This is a genomic window from Pantoea sp. LS15 (assembly GCF_012241585.1).
In the GTDB taxonomy this organism is placed as follows: Bacteria; Pseudomonadota; Gammaproteobacteria; order Enterobacterales; family Enterobacteriaceae; genus Enterobacter.
On sequence record NZ_JAAVXA010000002.1, the window covers coordinates 495 to 17507 of the forward strand.

At 52.2% G+C, this 17013-nt stretch carries 17 protein-coding genes; 9 read left to right on the forward strand and 8 right to left on the reverse strand.

Features of this window, described 5'->3' with window-relative positions:
- Positions 1-201: 201 nt before the first annotated feature.
- A complete protein-coding gene (locus HED65_RS03475; RefSeq protein WP_114977471.1) occupies positions 202-1497 on the forward strand; it encodes an MFS transporter in 1296 nt (431 codons plus the stop codon).
- Here HED65_RS03475 and HED65_RS03480 read toward each other — a convergent pair.
- From HED65_RS03480 to trxC, 5 genes are all read right to left on the reverse strand, one after another.
- Positions 1494-1817 carry a YfiM family lipoprotein gene (locus HED65_RS03480; RefSeq protein ID WP_114977472.1) on the reverse strand — a complete coding sequence of 108 codons (324 nt, stop codon included), beginning with the start codon at positions 1815-1817 and terminating at the stop codon, positions 1494-1496. The genes HED65_RS03475 and HED65_RS03480 overlap by 4 nt on opposite strands.
- 45 nt (positions 1818-1862) lie before the next feature.
- Entirely contained in the window at positions 1863-3218 is a 1356-nt protein-coding gene (pssA, locus tag HED65_RS03485; RefSeq protein ID WP_028016047.1) for a CDP-diacylglycerol--serine O-phosphatidyltransferase, read from the reverse strand.
- A gap of 110 nt (positions 3219-3328) precedes the next feature.
- Positions 3329-5992: a bifunctional acetate--CoA ligase family protein/GNAT family N-acetyltransferase gene (locus HED65_RS03490; RefSeq protein WP_114977473.1), complete on the reverse strand. Its 2664-nt coding sequence runs from the start codon at positions 5990-5992 to the stop codon at positions 3329-3331.
- Positions 5993-6027: 35 nt separating this feature from the next.
- Complete coding sequence (gene tapT / locus HED65_RS03495) at positions 6028-6726, reverse strand: tRNA-uridine aminocarboxypropyltransferase (protein ID WP_114977474.1); 699 nt, start codon at positions 6724-6726, stop codon at positions 6028-6030.
- A gap of 69 nt (positions 6727-6795) precedes the next feature.
- Complete coding sequence (gene trxC / locus HED65_RS03500; protein ID WP_028016050.1) at positions 6796-7215, reverse strand: thioredoxin TrxC; 420 nt, start codon at positions 7213-7215, stop codon at positions 6796-6798.
- Positions 7216-7418: 203 nt separating this feature from the next.
- Here trxC and HED65_RS03505 point away from each other — a divergent pair, with 203 nt between their 5' ends.
- Complete coding sequence (locus HED65_RS03505; RefSeq protein WP_114977475.1) at positions 7419-8489, forward strand: tRNA/rRNA methyltransferase; 1071 nt, start codon at positions 7419-7421, stop codon at positions 8487-8489.
- 48 nt (positions 8490-8537) lie between these two features.
- Here HED65_RS03505 and ung read toward each other — a convergent pair whose 3' ends face one another.
- A complete protein-coding gene (gene ung, locus HED65_RS03510; protein ID WP_028016052.1) occupies positions 8538-9227 on the reverse strand; it encodes a uracil-DNA glycosylase in 690 nt (229 codons plus the stop codon).
- Between the two features lie 313 nt (positions 9228-9540).
- Here ung and grcA point away from each other — a divergent pair, with 313 nt between their 5' ends.
- On the forward strand, positions 9541-9924 hold the full coding sequence (gene grcA, locus HED65_RS03515; RefSeq protein ID WP_008502190.1) for an autonomous glycyl radical cofactor GrcA: 384 nt from the start codon (positions 9541-9543) through the stop codon (positions 9922-9924).
- A 56-nt stretch (positions 9925-9980) separates the two neighbouring features.
- Here grcA and srmB read toward each other — a convergent pair whose 3' ends face one another.
- Positions 9981-11309, reverse strand: a complete 1329-nt coding sequence (gene srmB, locus HED65_RS03520; RefSeq protein ID WP_041908660.1) for an ATP-dependent RNA helicase SrmB — start codon at positions 11307-11309, stop codon at positions 9981-9983.
- 132 nt (positions 11310-11441) lie between these two features.
- Here srmB and trmN point away from each other — a divergent pair, with 132 nt between their 5' ends.
- Positions 11442-12179: a tRNA(1)(Val) (adenine(37)-N(6))-methyltransferase TrmN gene (gene trmN / locus HED65_RS03525; protein ID WP_114977476.1), complete on the forward strand. Its 738-nt coding sequence runs from the start codon at positions 11442-11444 to the stop codon at positions 12177-12179.
- Here trmN and nadB read toward each other — a convergent pair.
- Complete coding sequence (gene nadB / locus HED65_RS03530) at positions 12164-13783, reverse strand: L-aspartate oxidase (RefSeq protein WP_114977477.1); 1620 nt, start codon at positions 13781-13783, stop codon at positions 12164-12166. The two genes, trmN and nadB, sit on opposite strands and share 16 nt — an antisense overlap.
- Before the next feature lie 344 nt (positions 13784-14127).
- On the opposite strand from nadB, the gene rseD reads away from it, so the two are divergent.
- Genes rseD through rseC form a run of 5 tightly spaced genes read left to right on the forward strand, consistent with a single transcriptional unit; the run spans position 14128 to position 16891 of the window.
- Positions 14128-14211, forward strand: a complete 84-nt coding sequence (rseD, locus tag HED65_RS22905) for a rpoE leader peptide RseD (RefSeq protein ID WP_223605340.1) — start codon at positions 14128-14130, stop codon at positions 14209-14211.
- Positions 14208-14783 (forward strand): RNA polymerase sigma factor RpoE, encoded by a 576-nt coding sequence (gene rpoE / locus HED65_RS03540; protein ID WP_006176728.1) that lies wholly within the window; start codon positions 14208-14210, stop codon positions 14781-14783. Before rseD ends, rpoE begins: the two co-directional genes overlap by 4 nt.
- Positions 14784-14814: 31 nt before the next feature.
- Positions 14815-15465, forward strand: coding sequence for an anti-sigma-E factor RseA (gene rseA / locus HED65_RS03545; RefSeq protein WP_014832926.1), 651 nt, complete (start codon positions 14815-14817; stop codon positions 15463-15465).
- Entirely contained in the window at positions 15465-16418 is a 954-nt protein-coding gene (gene rseB, locus HED65_RS03550; protein WP_049005955.1) for a sigma-E factor regulatory protein RseB, read from the forward strand. The genes rseA and rseB overlap by 1 nt, the downstream gene beginning before the upstream one ends.
- Complete coding sequence (rseC, locus tag HED65_RS03555) at positions 16415-16891, forward strand: SoxR-reducing system protein RseC (protein WP_114977479.1); 477 nt, start codon at positions 16415-16417, stop codon at positions 16889-16891. Before rseB ends, rseC begins: the two co-directional genes overlap by 4 nt.
- Positions 16892-17013 lie beyond the last annotated feature (122 nt).

Here is a 17013-nt window from a genome sequence, read left to right on the forward strand (position 1 = left end):
GAAGAACCCCGTACCGTAAGGTACGGGGTTTTTTGCTTTGTCTTTTCTTCATCTGGCCTTTCTCTTAATCCCTTATCCTGCTAATGGAATGTGTGATCGCTGTCTCAATGTTATTTATAACAAAATTATAACATTTCATTTACGAGGTAATTGAGTTTGCTGACTCAATACGCCGCAGTTTATGGCAGGAGCATAATCACAATGACAGAAAGCATTGCATCAAACGGGACGCTGGCTGCCAGTGATACCCGAAGAAGGGTATGGGCAATTATCAGCGCCTCTTCAGGGAATCTGGTTGAATGGTTTGACTTTTATGTCTACTCATTCTGTTCACTCTACTTCGCACATATTTTCTTTCCCTCCGGCAACACCACGACGCAGCTTCTACAAACGGCAGGGGTTTTTGCTGCAGGATTCCTGATGCGACCGATCGGGGGCTGGTTGTTCGGCCGCATTGCGGATCGTCGCGGGCGTAAGGCCTCAATGCTTATCTCGGTTTGTATGATGTGCTTTGGCTCTCTGGTGATCGCCTGCCTGCCAGGATATGAATCCATTGGAACCTGGGCTCCCGCGCTACTTTTGCTGGCCCGTTTATTCCAGGGGTTATCGGTGGGGGGCGAATACGGCACCAGTGCGACCTACATGAGTGAGATTGCTCTGGAAGGTCGTAAAGGATTTTACGCCTCCTTCCAGTATGTCACGCTTATTGGTGGTCAACTTCTGGCCATTCTTGTGGTGGTTATTCTGCAGCAGATTCTGACGGACGAACAACTTCACGCCTGGGGATGGCGAATTCCTTTCGCAATGGGCGCAGTACTGGCAGTTGTCGCACTTTGGTTACGCCGGCAGTTGGATGAAACCTCTCAGAAAGAGGTCAGGACGCTGAAGGAAGCCGGGACCTTCAAAGGGTTATGGCGTAACCGCAAAGCTTTCCTGATGGTGCTGGGCTTTACTGCGGGTGGCTCTCTCAGTTTCTATACTTTCACCACCTATATGCAAAAGTACCTGGTGAATACCACCGGAATGCACGCCAACGTCGCCAGCGTCGTCATGACTGTAGCGCTCTTTGTCTTTATGCTCATACAGCCGATTGTCGGTGCGCTCTCGGACAAAATTGGCCGACGTACCTCGATGCTCATTTTTGGCGGATTGTCTGCGCTCTGTACCGTTCCGGTTTTGACTGCGCTTCAGCATGTTTCCTCGCCGTATGCAGCATTTGCGCTGGTTATGCTGGCGATGGTGATTGTTAGTTTCTATACCTCAATCAGTGGGATACTGAAAGCCGAAATGTTCCCGGCGCAGGTACGTGCTTTAGGAGTAGGGCTCTCTTATGCGGTAGCCAATGCGTTGTTTGGCGGATCTGCGGAGTATGTTGCGTTGTCTCTTAAATCATGGGGAAGTGAAACAACATTCTTCTGGTACGTCACTGCAATGGGGGCGCTGGCCTTTATTGTTTCCCTGATGCTTCATCGCAAAGGGAAAGGCATCCGGCTTTAATAGTGCGCTATCTGCCACACGGCATAGCCGGTCGTTGCGCCGGCAACATCCCAGGCGAAATCTTTCCAGCTCCAGCCGCTCCCTGCGGGGCGGCTATCCCACAATTCTTTAGATGCCCCCAGACCTACTGAGAACATTAACCCTATCGCCGCGCTACGATCCTGGCTATACCCTTGATGTTGAGCATATTCATTACCGGCTGCGGACAACATCGCGGAAGCGAGGAAATGTTGGGCTTTATCCTGACCGGACCAGCTATCGTTTGCCATATGGCTACAGCCACTCAGAAAGAGGACGCTCAGAAACAGAGGAATACGCATCAACGGGCCCCATAAAAAAGCCCTGCGAGTGGCAGGGCCTGGACATTACAGAATACGGCTGATAAGTCGGTCGATACGGATACGACGTAAACGGCGGATAAGCTTGCGGACTTTCACCGGATAATCGGCAATGCTCTGCAATTCGCGATAATGATTAACCACAGTGGTATGTGTGCGGATCAGCTCCAGCTCACGCTCACGTTTTGCGGCTAACTCATGTTGCGGGTCATGGATCAGGATAGCATTTTCCAGATCCAGTCGCCACGCGCGCGGGTTCAGGTTGTTACCGGTCAGCAGCATCCACTCATCGTCGACCCACATTCCTTTGAGATGGTAGGTGTTGTCTTCATCTTTCCACAGACGCACAACCAGCTGGTCAGTGTTTACGTAATACTGTAAACGACTCAGGAAACGACGCAGGTTAATCTCATAGAGGTAAGGTAGCGCACCGATAATTTTGAACGGCTGATCTTCAGGAATAAAGAAGTCGTTAGCCGTTTTATCCCCAACGATGATTTCCACTTTTTTACCATCGCGCAGCAGCTGAATGATATTACGCACCAGCACGGCAGGAAGGTTGAAGTACGGTGTACAGATGGTGAGTTTCTGCTCTGCACACGGCATCAGATGGAAGATCGTTTTATTTAGCAGGCTTGATTTACCGAGCCCTACCAGCGGGGTAACGGATAACTCTTCGTTGTTTGCATCCCCCTGGAAATGATAGACCGCATCGCGCAGCTCCTGGCGGAATGCACGAACATCATTTTTGATTTCCGGGCTTTTAGGGCGCTCTGGATCGTCAAGGCGATTTACACCACGGCCATGAACCAGATTTTTATCAACCCAGTTAAACATGATATCGGCCATCTGAGGATTACGAATCAGATGGTAGCGGTCGTAGCGATACTTATCGAGCTGATGGAGGTAAACATCATTCAGACTAGCACCACTGTAAAGTACGCTGTCATCAATGATGAAACCCTTGAAATGAAGGACGCCGAGCGCTTCGCGGGTATTAACAGGCACACCATAAACAGGAACATCGACGCCAGGATTCTCCTGCGCCATGCGGCAATACCAGTCAGCATTGGTGTTTGAAGCGGCAGCGCCAATACGACCACGCTGAGCGCGATGCCAGTCAACCAGCACGCGAACATCAAGTTCAGGACGTTGACGTTTGGCTTCATAGAGCGCGTTCAGGATCCCGCGCCCGCCTTCGTCTTGTTCCAGATACAGTGCCACAATGCAAATGCGTCGCGTGGCACTGGCAATCTTTTCCAGAAGCGTCTCCCGAAAATGAGCGGGAGCGTAAAAGAACTCTACATCATCAACTGACTGAGAAATCTTCGGTAGTTGAGCAAGGTGTTGTTGATGTTTATTACGCTTAAATTTTGACAACATCACAGTGCGTTTCTTCTCTGTTCATTGAAGGGTTGTCTGTACCATGCAAACAACATAAGCGGACAATGATACCACCAGTCCCGTCCAAAGTGGGTAACATTTCCAGTAGCTTACTCGTGTTTATCTGCTGATGTCAGGTTGAGGGACAAGGCAACAATACCTTCGTCCAGTTGAATATCAACATCAAATCCAAGTTTTCGCGCCAGGGTCACCATACCGCGATTGTTAGGCATAGTAATGCCATTCAGGCGTAACAATCCGTGATCTCGCGTATAACTGATGAGTTTTTCCAGCAGTCGTCTCCCCAGACCCAGGCCTTTTAGATCAGAGCGCACCAACACAGCAAACTCCGCATCAACATTATCCGGATCAGAAATAGCACGCGTTACGCCAAGGATCTCATCACCCTTATCGGAACGACGAATGGCGACAAAAGCCATTTCTCGATCGTAGTCGATCTGGGTCATATTGGCTAAATCATCGTGGGTAAATTCGTTGATTTCACTAAAATAGCGATAGTAAAGATCCTCTTTCGTGACCTGAGAGATAAAAGCCCGTAGCTGCGGCTCATCCTCTGGCAGAATTGGGCGGAACAATGCCTGTTCCCCATTTTTCATCTCTACCCACTCTTCCAGTTGCAGCGGGTAAGGACGGATCGCCAGACGGCTCTCTCTGTCACCTTCGAATGGCGCGATATCCAGCGTCACGTCCAGTGCCGTAAACTCATTACCGGAGGCGAGAAGGGGGTGGATATCCAGCCGCTGGATCTCAGCACAATCAACTATCAGGTTAGACACCTGCACCAGGAATTGACTTAATCCGGCAATATCAAGCGGACGTAACGCACTGCGGCCACGGATCTTTCTGCTTTTTATAGCCTGAATGATCAGATAACGCGCCAGGTTCATGTTCAGCGGAGGCAACGCAACCACTGCCTGTTCTGCCGGACGCCACTCAACGCCGCCTTCTCCCAGCATGATGAGCGGACCAAACACGGGATCGTGTTCAACCACCACCCGTAGCTCCTGAGCACCTGCGCGGTTAGCCATACTTTGCACCAGCAACCCGTGGATCCTTGCCTGCGGCCAGGCCATTTTGACCCGGTCGAAAATAGCATCTGCTGCTTGCTGAACCTCCGTTGCCGTACGCAGGTATAACATCACCCCCTGAATATCAGACTTATGCGGGATATCCGGTGAACGCAACTTAAGGGCAACCGGATAGCCAATTTGTTCGGCAATATGCACAGCTTCAGCACTGTCACTGGCAATCCAGGTGGGCAGGGTTTGCATTCCGTAACTACCGAGAATGGGCTGAACTTCATGCGTATCAAGCGTCGTCGCACCCTCTTCAATAGCCTGTTGCAAAAGACGGTGAACGTCGACGGTGTTCGCCGTCAAATTACCGGGCAACGCCGGGGTTTCGCGTAACTGTTTCTGGTTACGGCGATACTCGACCATATGCATAAATGCAGTGATGGTGCCTTCCGGAGTACGATAGGTTGGCAGACCAGCTTCACTAAACAAGCGGCGCGCCTCCTGAGAGGAAAACTCACCGCACCAGTTGGTCAGTAAAGTGACATATTTGCCACGTGGATGATTGCGCACGGTATCAATGAGTGCACGCGCACTTTCACTACCCGGAGCGGCCGCGCTGGGGGAGTGGATAATCATCAGTGCGTCGAAATCCTGGCTATCCAGCAAAATCGAGATGGCCTTGATATAGCGATCGCTGTTGGCGTCATCACGTAAGTCAAGCGGGTTGTCAGGCGTCACACTCGTCGGGAGAGCTTCTCTCAGACGATGCAGCGTCTCTTCACCCAGCGTTGCCAGCTTACCGAAGCGCCGCCACAGTTCATCCAGCGCGAGTGCAGCAGGGGCGGCACCGTTACTGACAATCATTAACTTCTCACCACGCAATGGGCGCATATGGCTTAGCGTCTCTACGGCGGAAAAAAGCTCGTGTGTATCCTGTACGCGCAGTAAACCCGCACGTTGAATTGCGGCGTCCCACGCAGGATCCATACCGGAATGCGACTGCAGAAGTCGCTGGGCTGCAGGGCTACGCCCACTTTTGATCACCAGGATCGGTTTATTGCGCGAGGCGCTTCGTGAAGCCGATACAAAACGACGGGCATCGCTGAGGTGCTCAAGGTAAAGCAGGATTGCGCTGGTTTTACTGTCGCGAGCCAGAAAATCAAGGAGCTCATCAACGTCAATATCCAGGCTGTCACCCAGGGCAATGAAGTAGGAAAACCCCATTTCACGTTGCTGAGCCCAGTCGAGGATGGTGTTCGATACCGCCGCAGATTGCGAGATAAACGCGAGTTTACCTTTACGGATTGGTACAGGGGAGAAGCTGGCATTCAGCCCCTGCCAGGGGGCGAGCAGACCAAGACTGTTTGGCCCAAGGATGCGCATTTGATAACGACTGGCGCATGCCAGCAGCTCTGGTTGTTGTTCAGGTGGAGACGAGAGAATTATGCAGGTTTTACACCCTTTTTTACCGAGTGATTCCAGCAGTTCCGGATTTCGTTTCGCATTGGTACACAATACGGCAAGATCGGGTACGAAAGGCAGGCTCTGCACATCCGGCCAGGCAAGTACTCCCTGAACTGCCTTGTAGGCAGGTGTCACGGGCATAACAGGGCCATTAAACCCTCCGGCTAGCAGGTTGCGCATCATCAGATAGCCTGCACGATCCGGTTTCATTGAGGCGCCGATAACGGCAATGGATTTAGGACGTAATAGCGCTTCTAACCCTCTCTGGCTCATGCAGGCCTCCTGTGAATGCAAGCGACCTGATGATTTTAAACGCTTTCTGTCTCTGTTGCTGTGATACTGCCCTTATGAACGGTTTTTCCCGCCAGATAGCGCTCGCGAAAGCGGAAGAAATGGTTGCCCAGGGCGCCTGCCGCTGCGGTATCGCCTGCTAAATCCAGAAGCGCAATGGCCACTTCGGCAGTGCAGTATTGCCCGTCGGCATGCGCTTCACGCAGGCGGTAGGCGGAGACCCGGGAAAGATCGACAGAAATCACCGGCAGTGCGTCAAGATAAGGGCTTTTACGAAACATTTTTCGTGCTTCGGTCCAGGTACCATCCAGCATAATAAACAGGGGCGGTTTACCGGATGGTGGAGCCGAAAGCACTTGACGATCGGCGCCTGCATAAGAGGCCGGGAAAACGACCATGGGCTGATAGTCCGGGTTTGTCACTGCGTCGAGCAGGGCCTGTGGTGGCTCCGTGCGCGACCACTGAAACGCAGTGGTATCAGGCAGAATATCGGCAATCAGGCGGCCCGTATTACTGGGTTTCATCGGCTCGGTATCGAACATAACCAGACAAAAACGGCTCTCCGCTGTACTCGGGGCCAGTGTCTCACACAGGCAAACCTTTAGCGGCAGCAGGCATCGCTGGCAACGACGGATTCGATTGCCACGGGCAAGAAAGGGACGCGTTGAGCGCGCAAGGCGTTCGGCACGTAATTGAAGAACAGCGTTATCAGTCATGGGCGAAATGCAGGGAAAACCCTATTTTCGCAGAGGCGGGAACGGGGCACAAGATGTGCCCCGTGAATGTTACAGCGACTCGTTTAACCAGCTTTCAAAAGGTGCTTTTGGAACCGCACCGTTGAGCATATCGATCACTTCACCCTTTTTGAAAATCATAATGGTCGGGATGCTGCGAATACGAAAACGTGCGCTCAGTTCGGGTTCAGCTTCGGTATTGACCTTAACGAACCGCATTTTCCCGTTACGCTCTTCTGCCACATCTTCGAAGATCGGTGCGAAGCTACGGCATGGGCCGCACCATGGCGCCCAGAAGTCGACTACTACAGGAAGGTCATCCTTGAGGAGTTTGTCCAGCGTAGCACCCGTTGCGTTAATGACATCGCCATCAAACAATTCATGGCCACAACGTCCGCATTTCGCACCATCTTCAATTCGATCATCCGGAATGCGATTGAGAGCCTGACAGTTGGCACATACGGTATTCATAACTAACCTCTGATAGAGCCGTGGGACAGCGGCAAACGCCGATAATGTTTCTAATATGTTACATATTATCAATGAGCCTGTTTGAAACAACAATGCGTTTTATTCAATGAGAACAATAGTCACAGGCTTTTGTACGAAATTATGGCTATGCGCTGGCACATCGGGTAATCTGCGCGCTTCGCGCAGCGCTGGTGGAGAAAAGCATGAACGACGAAATGAAAAACAAAAGCGGCAAGGTCAAAGTGATGTATGTCCGCAGTGATGATGACTCTGATAAACGCACCCAAAATCCGCGTACCGGAAAAGGTGGCGGGCGTCCGGCGTCTTCTCGTGCAGACGGTGGCCGTCGCCCCGCCCGCGATGACAGAAATAACCGCGGTGATGACCGCAAACGTGATGACCGTCCACGTGATGACTTCTCACGTGATAACTCATCCCCGTGGCGTACCGTTTCTCGCGCGCCTGGCGATGAGACGCCAGAAAAAGCCGATCACGGTGGTATCAGCGGTAAAAGCTTTATCGACCCGGAAGTGCTGCGTCGTCAGCGGGCTGAAGAGACTCGCGTGTATGGCGAGAATGCCTGCCAGGCTCTGTTCCAGAGCCGTCCTGAGTGCATCGTCCGCGCCTGGTTTATTCAGAGTGTGACCCCACGCTTTAAAGAAGCGCTGCGCTGGATGGCCGCAAACCGTAAAGCCTATCACGTGGTAGATGATGCCGAGCTGACCAAAGCGTCCGGTACCGAACACCACGGTGGTGTTTGCTTCCTGATCAAAAAACGTAACGGCACTACCGTTCAGCAATGGGTCAGCCAGGCAGAGGCTGATGACTGCGTGCTGGCGCTGGAAGATGTGGGCAACCCGCATAACCTGGGTGCGATGATGCGTAGCTGCGCGCACTTCGGCGTGAAAGGCGTGCTGTTGCAGGATGCTGCACTGCTGGAATCAGGTGCGGCGATCCGTACTGCAGAAGGTGGTGCTGAGCACGTTCAGCCGATCACCGGTGATAGCGTTCTGGATGCTATTGAGCAGTTCCGTAAAGCGGGCTATTCCATCGTGACCACCTCGAGCCATGCCGGTACGCCGCTGTTTAAAGCGACACTGCCGCGTAAAATGGTGCTGGTGCTGGGTCAGGAGCGCGATGGTCTGTCAGACGCGGCGCTCTCCAGTGCGGATCTGAGTGTCTCTATCGACGGGACAGGCAATGTGGAAAGTCTGAACGTATCCGTTGCGACTGGCGTATTGCTGGCCGAGTGGTGGCGCCAGAACAAGGCGTAAGACTGCATGCTTTTTGTATGCCCGGTGAACCGGGCATACAAACTCAAACTACTCGCTCTCTGCCGGTAATACAGGCATCCAGTCAATTGGCGTTTCGCCACGTTTTTCCAGCCATTCATTCGCCAGAACAAAATGATTACTGCCAAAGAAACCCCGATGGGCAGACAGCGGTGACGGGTGCGGCGCCTTCAACACGTGATGACGCTGCCGGTCGATAATCGCTCCTTTCTTCTGCGCGTGAGAACCCCAGAGCAAAAATACCACGCCTTCACGATGCTCGTTGATCAGGCTGATGACTTTGTCTGTAAACGTTTCCCAGCCCAGGCTTGCGTGTGAGTGCGCCTGACCTGCCCGTACTGTAAGCACCGTATTCAATAACAGCACGCCCTGGCGCGCCCAGCTTTCCAGGTAACCGTGAGTAGGGCGGGTAAACCCGGGCAGCGTTCCCTCAAGCTCTTTGTACATATTCAGCAGAGAAGGGGGGATAGCCACGCCCGGGCGTACAGAGAATGCCAGCCCGTGCGCCTGCCCTGGGCCATGGTAAGGATCCTGTCCGAGGATAACGACTTTGACATCGCTTAATTCGGTATAGCGAAATGCGTTGAAAACATCTTTCTGTGGCGGATAAATCGTCTGGCCAGATTGCCGCTCTGTCGCAACGGTGCTGAGAGTATTAATAAAATAGGGCTGCTGTTTTTCTTCGGCCAGCACGTCGTGCCATGTTAAAGGTGTCGTCATCTCGCTCTCCTGCGAATCTCATCTGCGCCTAGCTTACCCGTTAAATTCCTGGGTGCAAAATTACAGGCAGAAATTGACCGTAAGCCCCTCAATTTATTTTGAAATGATGCAGGTAATATTGAATTGGTAAGGTAATGAAATTGATCTAAAACAATAAATGCAGACCACACTCTTTGTGTGGTTGGTGTTTTTGTTGATTTAAATCAATAAATCACCGGGGTGCGAATGATATATATACACACAAGAAACATTGGTTTTACCAATTGGCCTGAAAAGGCCGGCATCAGTTAATGTAGCCTAAGGGAGGCAATACATGATTACAGGTATCCAGATTACTAAAGCTGCAAATGACGATCTGCTCAACTCTTTCTGGCTGCTGGACAGCGAGAAAAACGAAGCACGCTGTGTCGTCGCGAAAGCAGGTTTTGCTGAAGATGAAATCGTTCCGGTGAGCAAGCTGGGCGAAATTGAATACCGTGAAATCCCAATGGAAGTGAAACCGGAAGTGCGTGTGGAAGGTGGTCAGCACCTGAACGTTAACGTGCTGCGTCGTGAAACACTGATGGACGCGGTTGAGCATCCGGAGAAGTATCCTCAGTTGACCATCCGCGTTTCTGGTTATGCGGTACGTTTCAACTCTCTGACTCCAGAACAACAGCGCGACGTTATCGCTCGTACCTTTACTGAAAGCCTGTAATGGTTTCAGCCATGGGGGCAGAATAAAAAAAGCCGGGGATTTTCCCCGGCTTTTTATTACTCTTCAGTCTTCGTTTCCTGCGCGGCAGCGCTTGGCTTACGGCGCTTACCAATGTTTTTGGTATCGCGGTGACGTTGCTTCACGCGTGGCTTCTCTTTTTCTTTCTCTTTTCGCTCAGCACGTTTCGCGAGCGCTTTCTTGGACGGTTTACCCGTCATTTTTTCACTCGGCGCACGTGTTGTCGGGCGCAGGCCATCAATAACGCGCGCTTTCAATGGCTCATCCACATAGCGGCCAATTTTCTGCAGCAACAGGTAGTCATGTGCTTCGACCAGTGAAATAGCAATACCTTTACGGCCCGCGCGGCCGGTACGGCCAATTCGGTGCAGGTAGGTATCTCCGCTGCGCGGCATATCGAAGTTAATGACGTGGCTGACGTCCGGGATGTCGATCCCGCGTGCGGCAACGTCAGTCGCAACCAGCACGTTAACGCGGCCATCGGTCAGGCGCTTAATGCCTTCGGTACGTTTGATCTGTGCCATCTCGCCTTCAAGATAGCAGTTATTGATCCCGGCATTGCGCAGCATTTCAGCCAGCTCATGCACACGTTCGCGCTTACGCACAAAAACGATAGTGCGGGTGGCATCTTCCTGCTTCAGCAGGTGCTTGAGCAACTCAACCTTGTGCTCAAGGTTGTCTGCACGGTAATACCACTGATGGATCTTCTTGCGCTCGCGCGTGGACGGCGTGGCAGAGACTTCTACCGGATCTTCCAGCAGACGCTCTGCGAAATCTTTGATCGCATCCCCTTCGAGGGTAGCGGAGAACAGCATCGTCTGGTTACGCCAGCGCGTCTCACCCGCGATGTGTTCGATATCCTGGGCAAAGCCCATGTCCAGCATGCGATCGGCTTCGTCCAGAATCAGTGTTTCCACGGCGCGGCAGTCAAAGTTCTCTTCTTTAATATACTGCAGCAGACGGCCAGTCGTTGCGACGACGATGTCCTGGTTTTCGCTGAACACTTCGGCGTGGTTCATATACGCAACGCCGCCGGTGATGGTGGCGATATCCAGATGTGTATTCGCTGCGAGTTCGCGTGCGTGATCGGCAACCTGCATTGCCAGCTCGCGCGTAGGCGTCAGGATTAAAATACGCGGCGGGCCTGATTTTTTACGTGGAAAATCGAGCAGATGCTGCAACACAGGCAGCAAATAGGCTGCTGTCTTCCCCGTGCCGGTTGGCGCAGAACCGAGCACATCGCGGCCCTCAAGCGCAGGCGGAATGGCCGCTGCCTGAATGGCGGTCGGGCGTGTAAAGCCTTTGCTCTCAAGAGCATTGAGCAGGCTTTCATCGAGTTCAAGTTCGGAAAAAGTCGTTACAGTCATGTTCTACCTCTGTGTGGGGCGCTGATTATAGACGTTACGGCTGTAATCTTCATCTGTTTGTATGGATATCGCTTTTCGGTCACCTCGCTTTCCCCTATGCTACTCCAGTTTCACTTAGAAGGTTGCCCTGACATGTCTCAACTCAAAGCGCAGTTGCGCCGCGATGGTTTTACATTTAAACAATTTTTTGTCGCTCACGATCGCTGTGCCATGAAAGTCGGTACTGACGGTATCTTACTGGGAGCCTGGGCACCTGTCGCAGGTGTTAAGCGTATTCTTGATATCGGTACCGGCAGCGGGCTGGTGGCGTTGATGCTGGCGCAGCGTACGGAAGAGCATGTCACGATTGATGCGGTTGAACTGGATGCGCAGGCCGCAGAGCAGGCGCGTGAAAATGCGGCCGAATCACCCTGGGCTGAACGGATGAAAGTGGAATGTGCAGATGTGCTGACCTGGGCGCCTGAACAAACCGCGCGTTACGATCTGATCCTCAGCAACCCTCCCTACTACGAGCCCGGCGTTGAGTGCGGTTCACCGGAGCGTGAACAGGCCCGTTATACCGGCTCCCTCAACCATAAAGCGCTACTCACCAGTGCAGCAGAACTCATCTCCGAAGAAGGTTTTTTCTGTGTCGTTCTGCCTGAGAGTACGGGCAATACGTTCATCGGTATCGCCCAGGAGATTGGCTGGACGCTACGTCTGCGTACTGATATTTCGGATACGGAAGGTCGACTGCCGCACCGTGTACTGCTGGCGTTATCACCAAAAGAAGGTGAATGTTTTAATGACAGAATGGTGATCCGTGGGCCAGACCAGCGTTATTCCGAAGATTACACTGCTCTGACCCAGGCGTTTTATCTGTTTATGTAAACCTGCGGGGCGAGTATCGACGGGCCGGATTCAGCAAGCTGATCCGGGTAATCCAGGGTATAGTGCAGCCCGCGGCTCTCTTTACGCATCATCGCGCAGCGTACAATCAGTTCGGCTACCTGAACCAGATTGCGCAACTCCAGCAAATTATTAGATACGCGGAAATTGGCATAATACTCATCAATTTCCTGCTGGAGCATAGTGATCCGGCGCAATGCGCGCTCAAGTCGTTTGGTTGTGCGCACAATCCCTACGTAGTCCCACATAAACAGCCGTAGCTCATGCCAGTTGTGCTGGATCACGACCAATTCGTCCGGGTTATCAACGCGGCTTTCATCCCAGGCAGGCAGGTGCTCTGTCTCGCGGGCGTAAGGCATGCGTTTTGTGATATCTTCCGCCGCTGACCAGCCGTACACCAGACATTCAAGCAGTGAGTTAGAGGCCATACGGTTCGCACCGTGAAGTCCGGTATAGCTGACCTCACCGATAGCATACAGGCCATCTACATCCGTACGTCCATGATCGTCAACCATTACGCCACCACAGGTATAGTGGGCGGCAGGTACAATGGGCACCGGATCACGGGTTAAATCAATGCCCAGATTCAGCAGCTTTTCGTAAATCATCGGGAAGTGCTGGCGAATGAACTCTGCGGGCTTATGGCTGATATCGAGATACATACAGTCCACGCCAAGACGTTTCATTTCATGGTCGATGGCTCGGGCAACGATGTCACGTGGCGCGAGTTCACCTCTGGCATCAAAGTCCGGCATAAAGCGTGAGCCGTCAGGGCGTTTCAGATAAGCACCTTCTCCGCGCAGCGCTTCCGTGAGCAGGAAGTTGCGTGCCTGAGGGTGGAACAATGCGGTCGGGTGAAACTGGTTAAATTCGAGGTTCGCCACGCGACAACCGGCGCGCCAGGCCATGGCAATACCGTCTCCGGAGGCTATGTCCGGGTTGGTGGTGTACTGATACACCTTGGAGGCGCCGCCTGTAGCCAGTACGACAGCCTTCGCCTGACAAGTTTCAACTTTCTCTTTATTACGATTCCAGACCCAGGCACCCACGACACGACGTGTGCCGGGCAAACCAATTTTGTCGGAAATAATCAGGTCAACGGCATTACTCCGCTCAAGGACCCGAATATTAGGATGACTAAGAGCCTTACTGACCAGCGTAGTTTCAACCTCTTTACCTGTGGCATCCGCGGCGTGCAGGATGCGACGGTGGCTATGACCGCCTTCTCGAGTAAGGTGATAGCTCTCTTCGCCATTGGGCTGAACCTGGGTATCAAATAATACCCCCTGGTCGATGAGCCATTGAACGCAATGACGGGCATTACTGGCGACAAACTCTGCGGCATGCTTATCCACGATCCCGGCGCCGGCAATCAACGTATCTTCAACGTGTGATGCAATGCTGTCTGTCTCGTCAAACACAGCGGCAATACCGCCCTGGGCATAAAATGTGGAACCTTCACTTATCGGCCCTTTACTCAGAACAATAACGTTCTGATGCTCGGCCAGACGCAGCGCCAGAGAGAGACCGGCAGCACCGCTGCCGATGATCAGTACATCACAATGAAGTTCAGGTGTTGTGTTCATGATTTTTGTTTAATTTACTAAACAGTGTTTGGTCAGAATAGCACCTGAATGCGAGATATCGCACGTTTTTTTTAAAGACTGTTGCAATGACTAAACTCGTAAGGTGGCGTAAACAGGAGGTAAATGAATGAAATTATTTTGCGAAGCAGATCGTTAGTGTCAGATTTTGTGGTGAAATAAAGCCTGGGTTGCGTTACTCTTCTGGCGGGAAAAAAGATGTTTCTTGTCAGAAAGTGGTGCGTATCGTGAACAGACTTATAATGAGAGAAAATGAACAGTCTGCGGCGCGATGAACAAAAACAAAGGCGTTACGGAACTTATTGAAGATCAGACACTCTAATTCGGTGCTTGCTCAAAGTGCGGTATTTCTAGAGTGGCGTTTCGATAACGCGTGGAATTTAGGTTTGGGGAGACATTACCTCGGATGAGCGAGCAGTTAACGGACCAGGTCCTGGTTGAACGGGTCCAGAAGGGAGATCAGAAAGCCTTTAACTTACTGGTGGTGCGCTACCAGCATAAAGTGGCGAGCCTGGTTTCCCGTTATGTACCGTCAGGTGATGTGCCTGATGTAGTACAAGAGTCTTTTATCAAGGCCTATCGCGCGCTGGATTCTTTCCGGGGGGATAGTGCTTTTTATACCTGGCTGTACCGTATTGCAGTCAATACGGCAAAGAATTATCTGGTCGCTCAGGGACGTCGTCCACCTTCAAGTGATGTGGACGCAATCGACGCCGAAAACTTCGAAAGTGGCGGCGCATTGAAAGAAATTTCGAACCCTGAGAACTTAATGTTGTCAGAAGAACTGAGACAAATCGTTTTTCGCACGATCGAGTCGCTCCCGGAAGATTTACGCATGGCAATTACGTTACGGGAGCTGGATGGTCTGAGCTATGAAGAGATAGCCGCTATCATGGATTGTCCGGTCGGTACGGTACGTTCACGAATTTTCCGTGCGCGAGAAGCTATTGATAATAAAGTTCAACCGCTTATCAGGCGTTGACGATAGCGGGATACTGGAAAAGGTATTAGGCATGCAGAAAGAAAAACTTTCCGCTTTAATGGATGGTGAAACGCTGGATAGTGAGCTGCTCAACGAGCTGTCTCATTCTCCCGAAATGCAAGAGACCTGGGAGAGTTACCATCTCATCCGTGACACTCTTCGTGGTGACACCGGCGAGGTTCTCCATTTCGATATCTCAGCCCGCGTGATGGCGGCCATTGAGAATGAGCCTGTTCATCAGACCACTCCGCTGATTCCTGAAGCTCAACCAGCGCCTCACCAGTGGCAGAAAATGCCGTTCTGGCAGAAGGTGCGTCCATGGGCTAGCCAGCTCACCCAAATGGGGGTGGCTGCATGTGTATCGCTTGCAGTTATCGTTGGCGTCCAGCACTATAATACTCAGTCTGAAACTAATCAGCAGCCAGAAGCGCCAGTGTTTAACACACTGCCGATGATGGGCAAAGCCAGCCCGGTGAGTCTGGGTGTACCGGCTGATGCCTCCGCCAGCGGCGGTCAGCAACAGCAGGTTCAGGAGCAGCGCCGTCGCATTAATGCGATGTTGCAGGATTATGAGTTGCAGCGTCGTCTGCACTCTGAACAGCTTCAGTTTGAGCAGGCACAAACACAGCAAGCTGCTGTGCAGGTGCCCGGAAACCAAACTTTAGGAACGCAATCGCAGTAATGAAGCAACTTTGGTTCGCCATGTCTCTGATGGCGGGTAGCCTGTTCTTCTCTGCCAACGCCTCGGCTGATGTTTCATCCGGGGCGTTGTTGCAGCAAATGAATCAGGCTAGCCAGTCACTCAATTATGAGTTGGCATTTATCAGCATCAATAAGCAGGGCGTCGAGTCGTTACGCTATCGACATGCCCGTCTTGATAACCAGCCGCTCGCCCAGCTTTTACAGATGGATGGCCCGCGTCGGGAAGTTGTTCAGCGTGGTAACGAAATCAGTTATTTCGAACCTGGTCTGGAACCTTTCACGCTGAATGGCGACTATATCGTTGATTCTCTGCCGTCACTTATTTACACCGACTTTAAGCGGCTTGCCCCTTATTACGATTTTATTTCGGTAGGGCGTACGCGCATTGCGGACAGATTGTGCGAGGTGATCCGCGTTGTTGCCCGGGACGGAACACGCTACAGCTATATCGTCTGGATTGACGCAGAAACCAAACTTCCGATGCGTGTAGACCTGCTTGACCGTGACGGTGAAACGCTGGAACAGTTCCGCGTTATCTCCTTCAATGTGAACAATCAGGTTGGAAACAGCATGCAGAATCTGGCTAAAGCCAGTCTGCCGCCACTGCTTTCTGTTCCGGCGGGTGACTCCGTTAATTTCAACTGGGTACCTTCCTGGATCCCACAAGGGTTTAGTGAAGTCTCAAGCAGCCGTCGTCAGTTGCCAACCATTGAGACTCCCGTTGAATCGCGTCTTTATTCCGATGGATTATTCAGCTTCTCGGTGAATATCAACCGCGCAACGGCAAACAGTTCTGAACAAATGCTTCGTACCGGACGTCGTACTGTCAGCACCACGGTACGCGATAACGCAGAGATCACGATTGTGGGTGAGTTACCTCCGCAGACGGCAAAACGCATTTCTGACAGCATAAAATTCAGGGCCGCACAATGATTAAAGAGTGGGCTACGGTTGTATCGTGGCAGAACGGCATTGCGCTGGTGAGCTGTGATGTCAAAGCATCATGTAATAGTTGCGCGTCCAGAGCTGGCTGCGGCAGTCGCGTGCTGAATAAGCTCGGGCCACAAACGTCGCACACGATTTCTGTGCCAAGCGAACAGCCGTTGATGGCGGGACAGAAGGTGGAGTTGGGGATTGCGGAAGGCAGCCTGCTCAGTTCGGCCATGTTGGTTTATCTCTCCCCGCTGGTCGGACTGTTTATCATGGGCGGCATATTTCAGACGTTGTTTAGTACTGATGTGGCCGCCATGTGCGGCGCCGCTTTAGGTGGCGCAGGAGGATTCTGGCTTGCTAAAGGTTTCTCTCCGAAGCTTGCTGCCCGCGAAGAGTGGCAGCCTGTCATTCTCAGCGTTGGGCTGGCGCCAGACCAGCTTCGTGTTGAGACGCTCTCTTCTGAGGCCCGGTGATCCATCGGGCTTTATCATTATTTACGTCCTAAAACAGAAAACGTCCTTTCTTCACGCTATACCTGTCTCTAAGTGCATTTCCAGGTAGCGAGGATGTAGTGTAGAATGCTGCGTTTTCGCAC

Excerpts from the sequence above, each read along its gene's own strand:
- HED65_RS03475 (WP_114977471.1), top strand. The coding sequence starts at position 202 with ATGACAGAAAGCATTGCATCAAACGGGACGCTGGCTGCCAGTGATACC.
- HED65_RS03480 (WP_114977472.1), bottom strand. The coding sequence starts at position 1,817 with ATGCGTATTCCTCTGTTTCTGAGCGTCCTCTTTCTGAGTGGCTGTAGC.
- pssA (WP_028016047.1), bottom strand. The coding sequence starts at position 3,218 with ATGTTGTCAAAATTTAAGCGTAATAAACATCAACAACACCTTGCTCAA.
- HED65_RS03490 (WP_114977473.1), bottom strand. The coding sequence starts at position 5,992 with ATGAGCCAGAGAGGGTTAGAAGCGCTATTACGTCCTAAATCCATTGCC.
- tapT (WP_114977474.1), bottom strand. The coding sequence starts at position 6,726 with ATGACTGATAACGCTGTTCTTCAATTACGTGCCGAACGCCTTGCGCGC.
- trxC (WP_028016050.1), bottom strand. The coding sequence starts at position 7,215 with ATGAATACCGTATGTGCCAACTGTCAGGCTCTCAATCGCATTCCGGAT.
- HED65_RS03505 (WP_114977475.1), top strand. The coding sequence starts at position 7,419 with ATGAACGACGAAATGAAAAACAAAAGCGGCAAGGTCAAAGTGATGTAT.
- ung (WP_028016052.1), bottom strand. The coding sequence starts at position 9,227 with ATGACGACACCTTTAACATGGCACGACGTGCTGGCCGAAGAAAAACAG.
- grcA (WP_008502190.1), top strand. The coding sequence starts at position 9,541 with ATGATTACAGGTATCCAGATTACTAAAGCTGCAAATGACGATCTGCTC.
- srmB (WP_041908660.1), bottom strand. The coding sequence starts at position 11,309 with ATGACTGTAACGACTTTTTCCGAACTTGAACTCGATGAAAGCCTGCTC.
- trmN (WP_114977476.1), top strand. The coding sequence starts at position 11,442 with ATGTCTCAACTCAAAGCGCAGTTGCGCCGCGATGGTTTTACATTTAAA.
- nadB (WP_114977477.1), bottom strand. The coding sequence starts at position 13,783 with ATGAACACAACACCTGAACTTCATTGTGATGTACTGATCATCGGCAGC.
- rpoE (WP_006176728.1), top strand. The coding sequence starts at position 14,208 with ATGAGCGAGCAGTTAACGGACCAGGTCCTGGTTGAACGGGTCCAGAAG.
- rseA (WP_014832926.1), top strand. The coding sequence starts at position 14,815 with ATGCAGAAAGAAAAACTTTCCGCTTTAATGGATGGTGAAACGCTGGAT.
- rseB (WP_049005955.1), top strand. The coding sequence starts at position 15,465 with ATGAAGCAACTTTGGTTCGCCATGTCTCTGATGGCGGGTAGCCTGTTC.
- rseC (WP_114977479.1), top strand. The coding sequence starts at position 16,415 with ATGATTAAAGAGTGGGCTACGGTTGTATCGTGGCAGAACGGCATTGCG.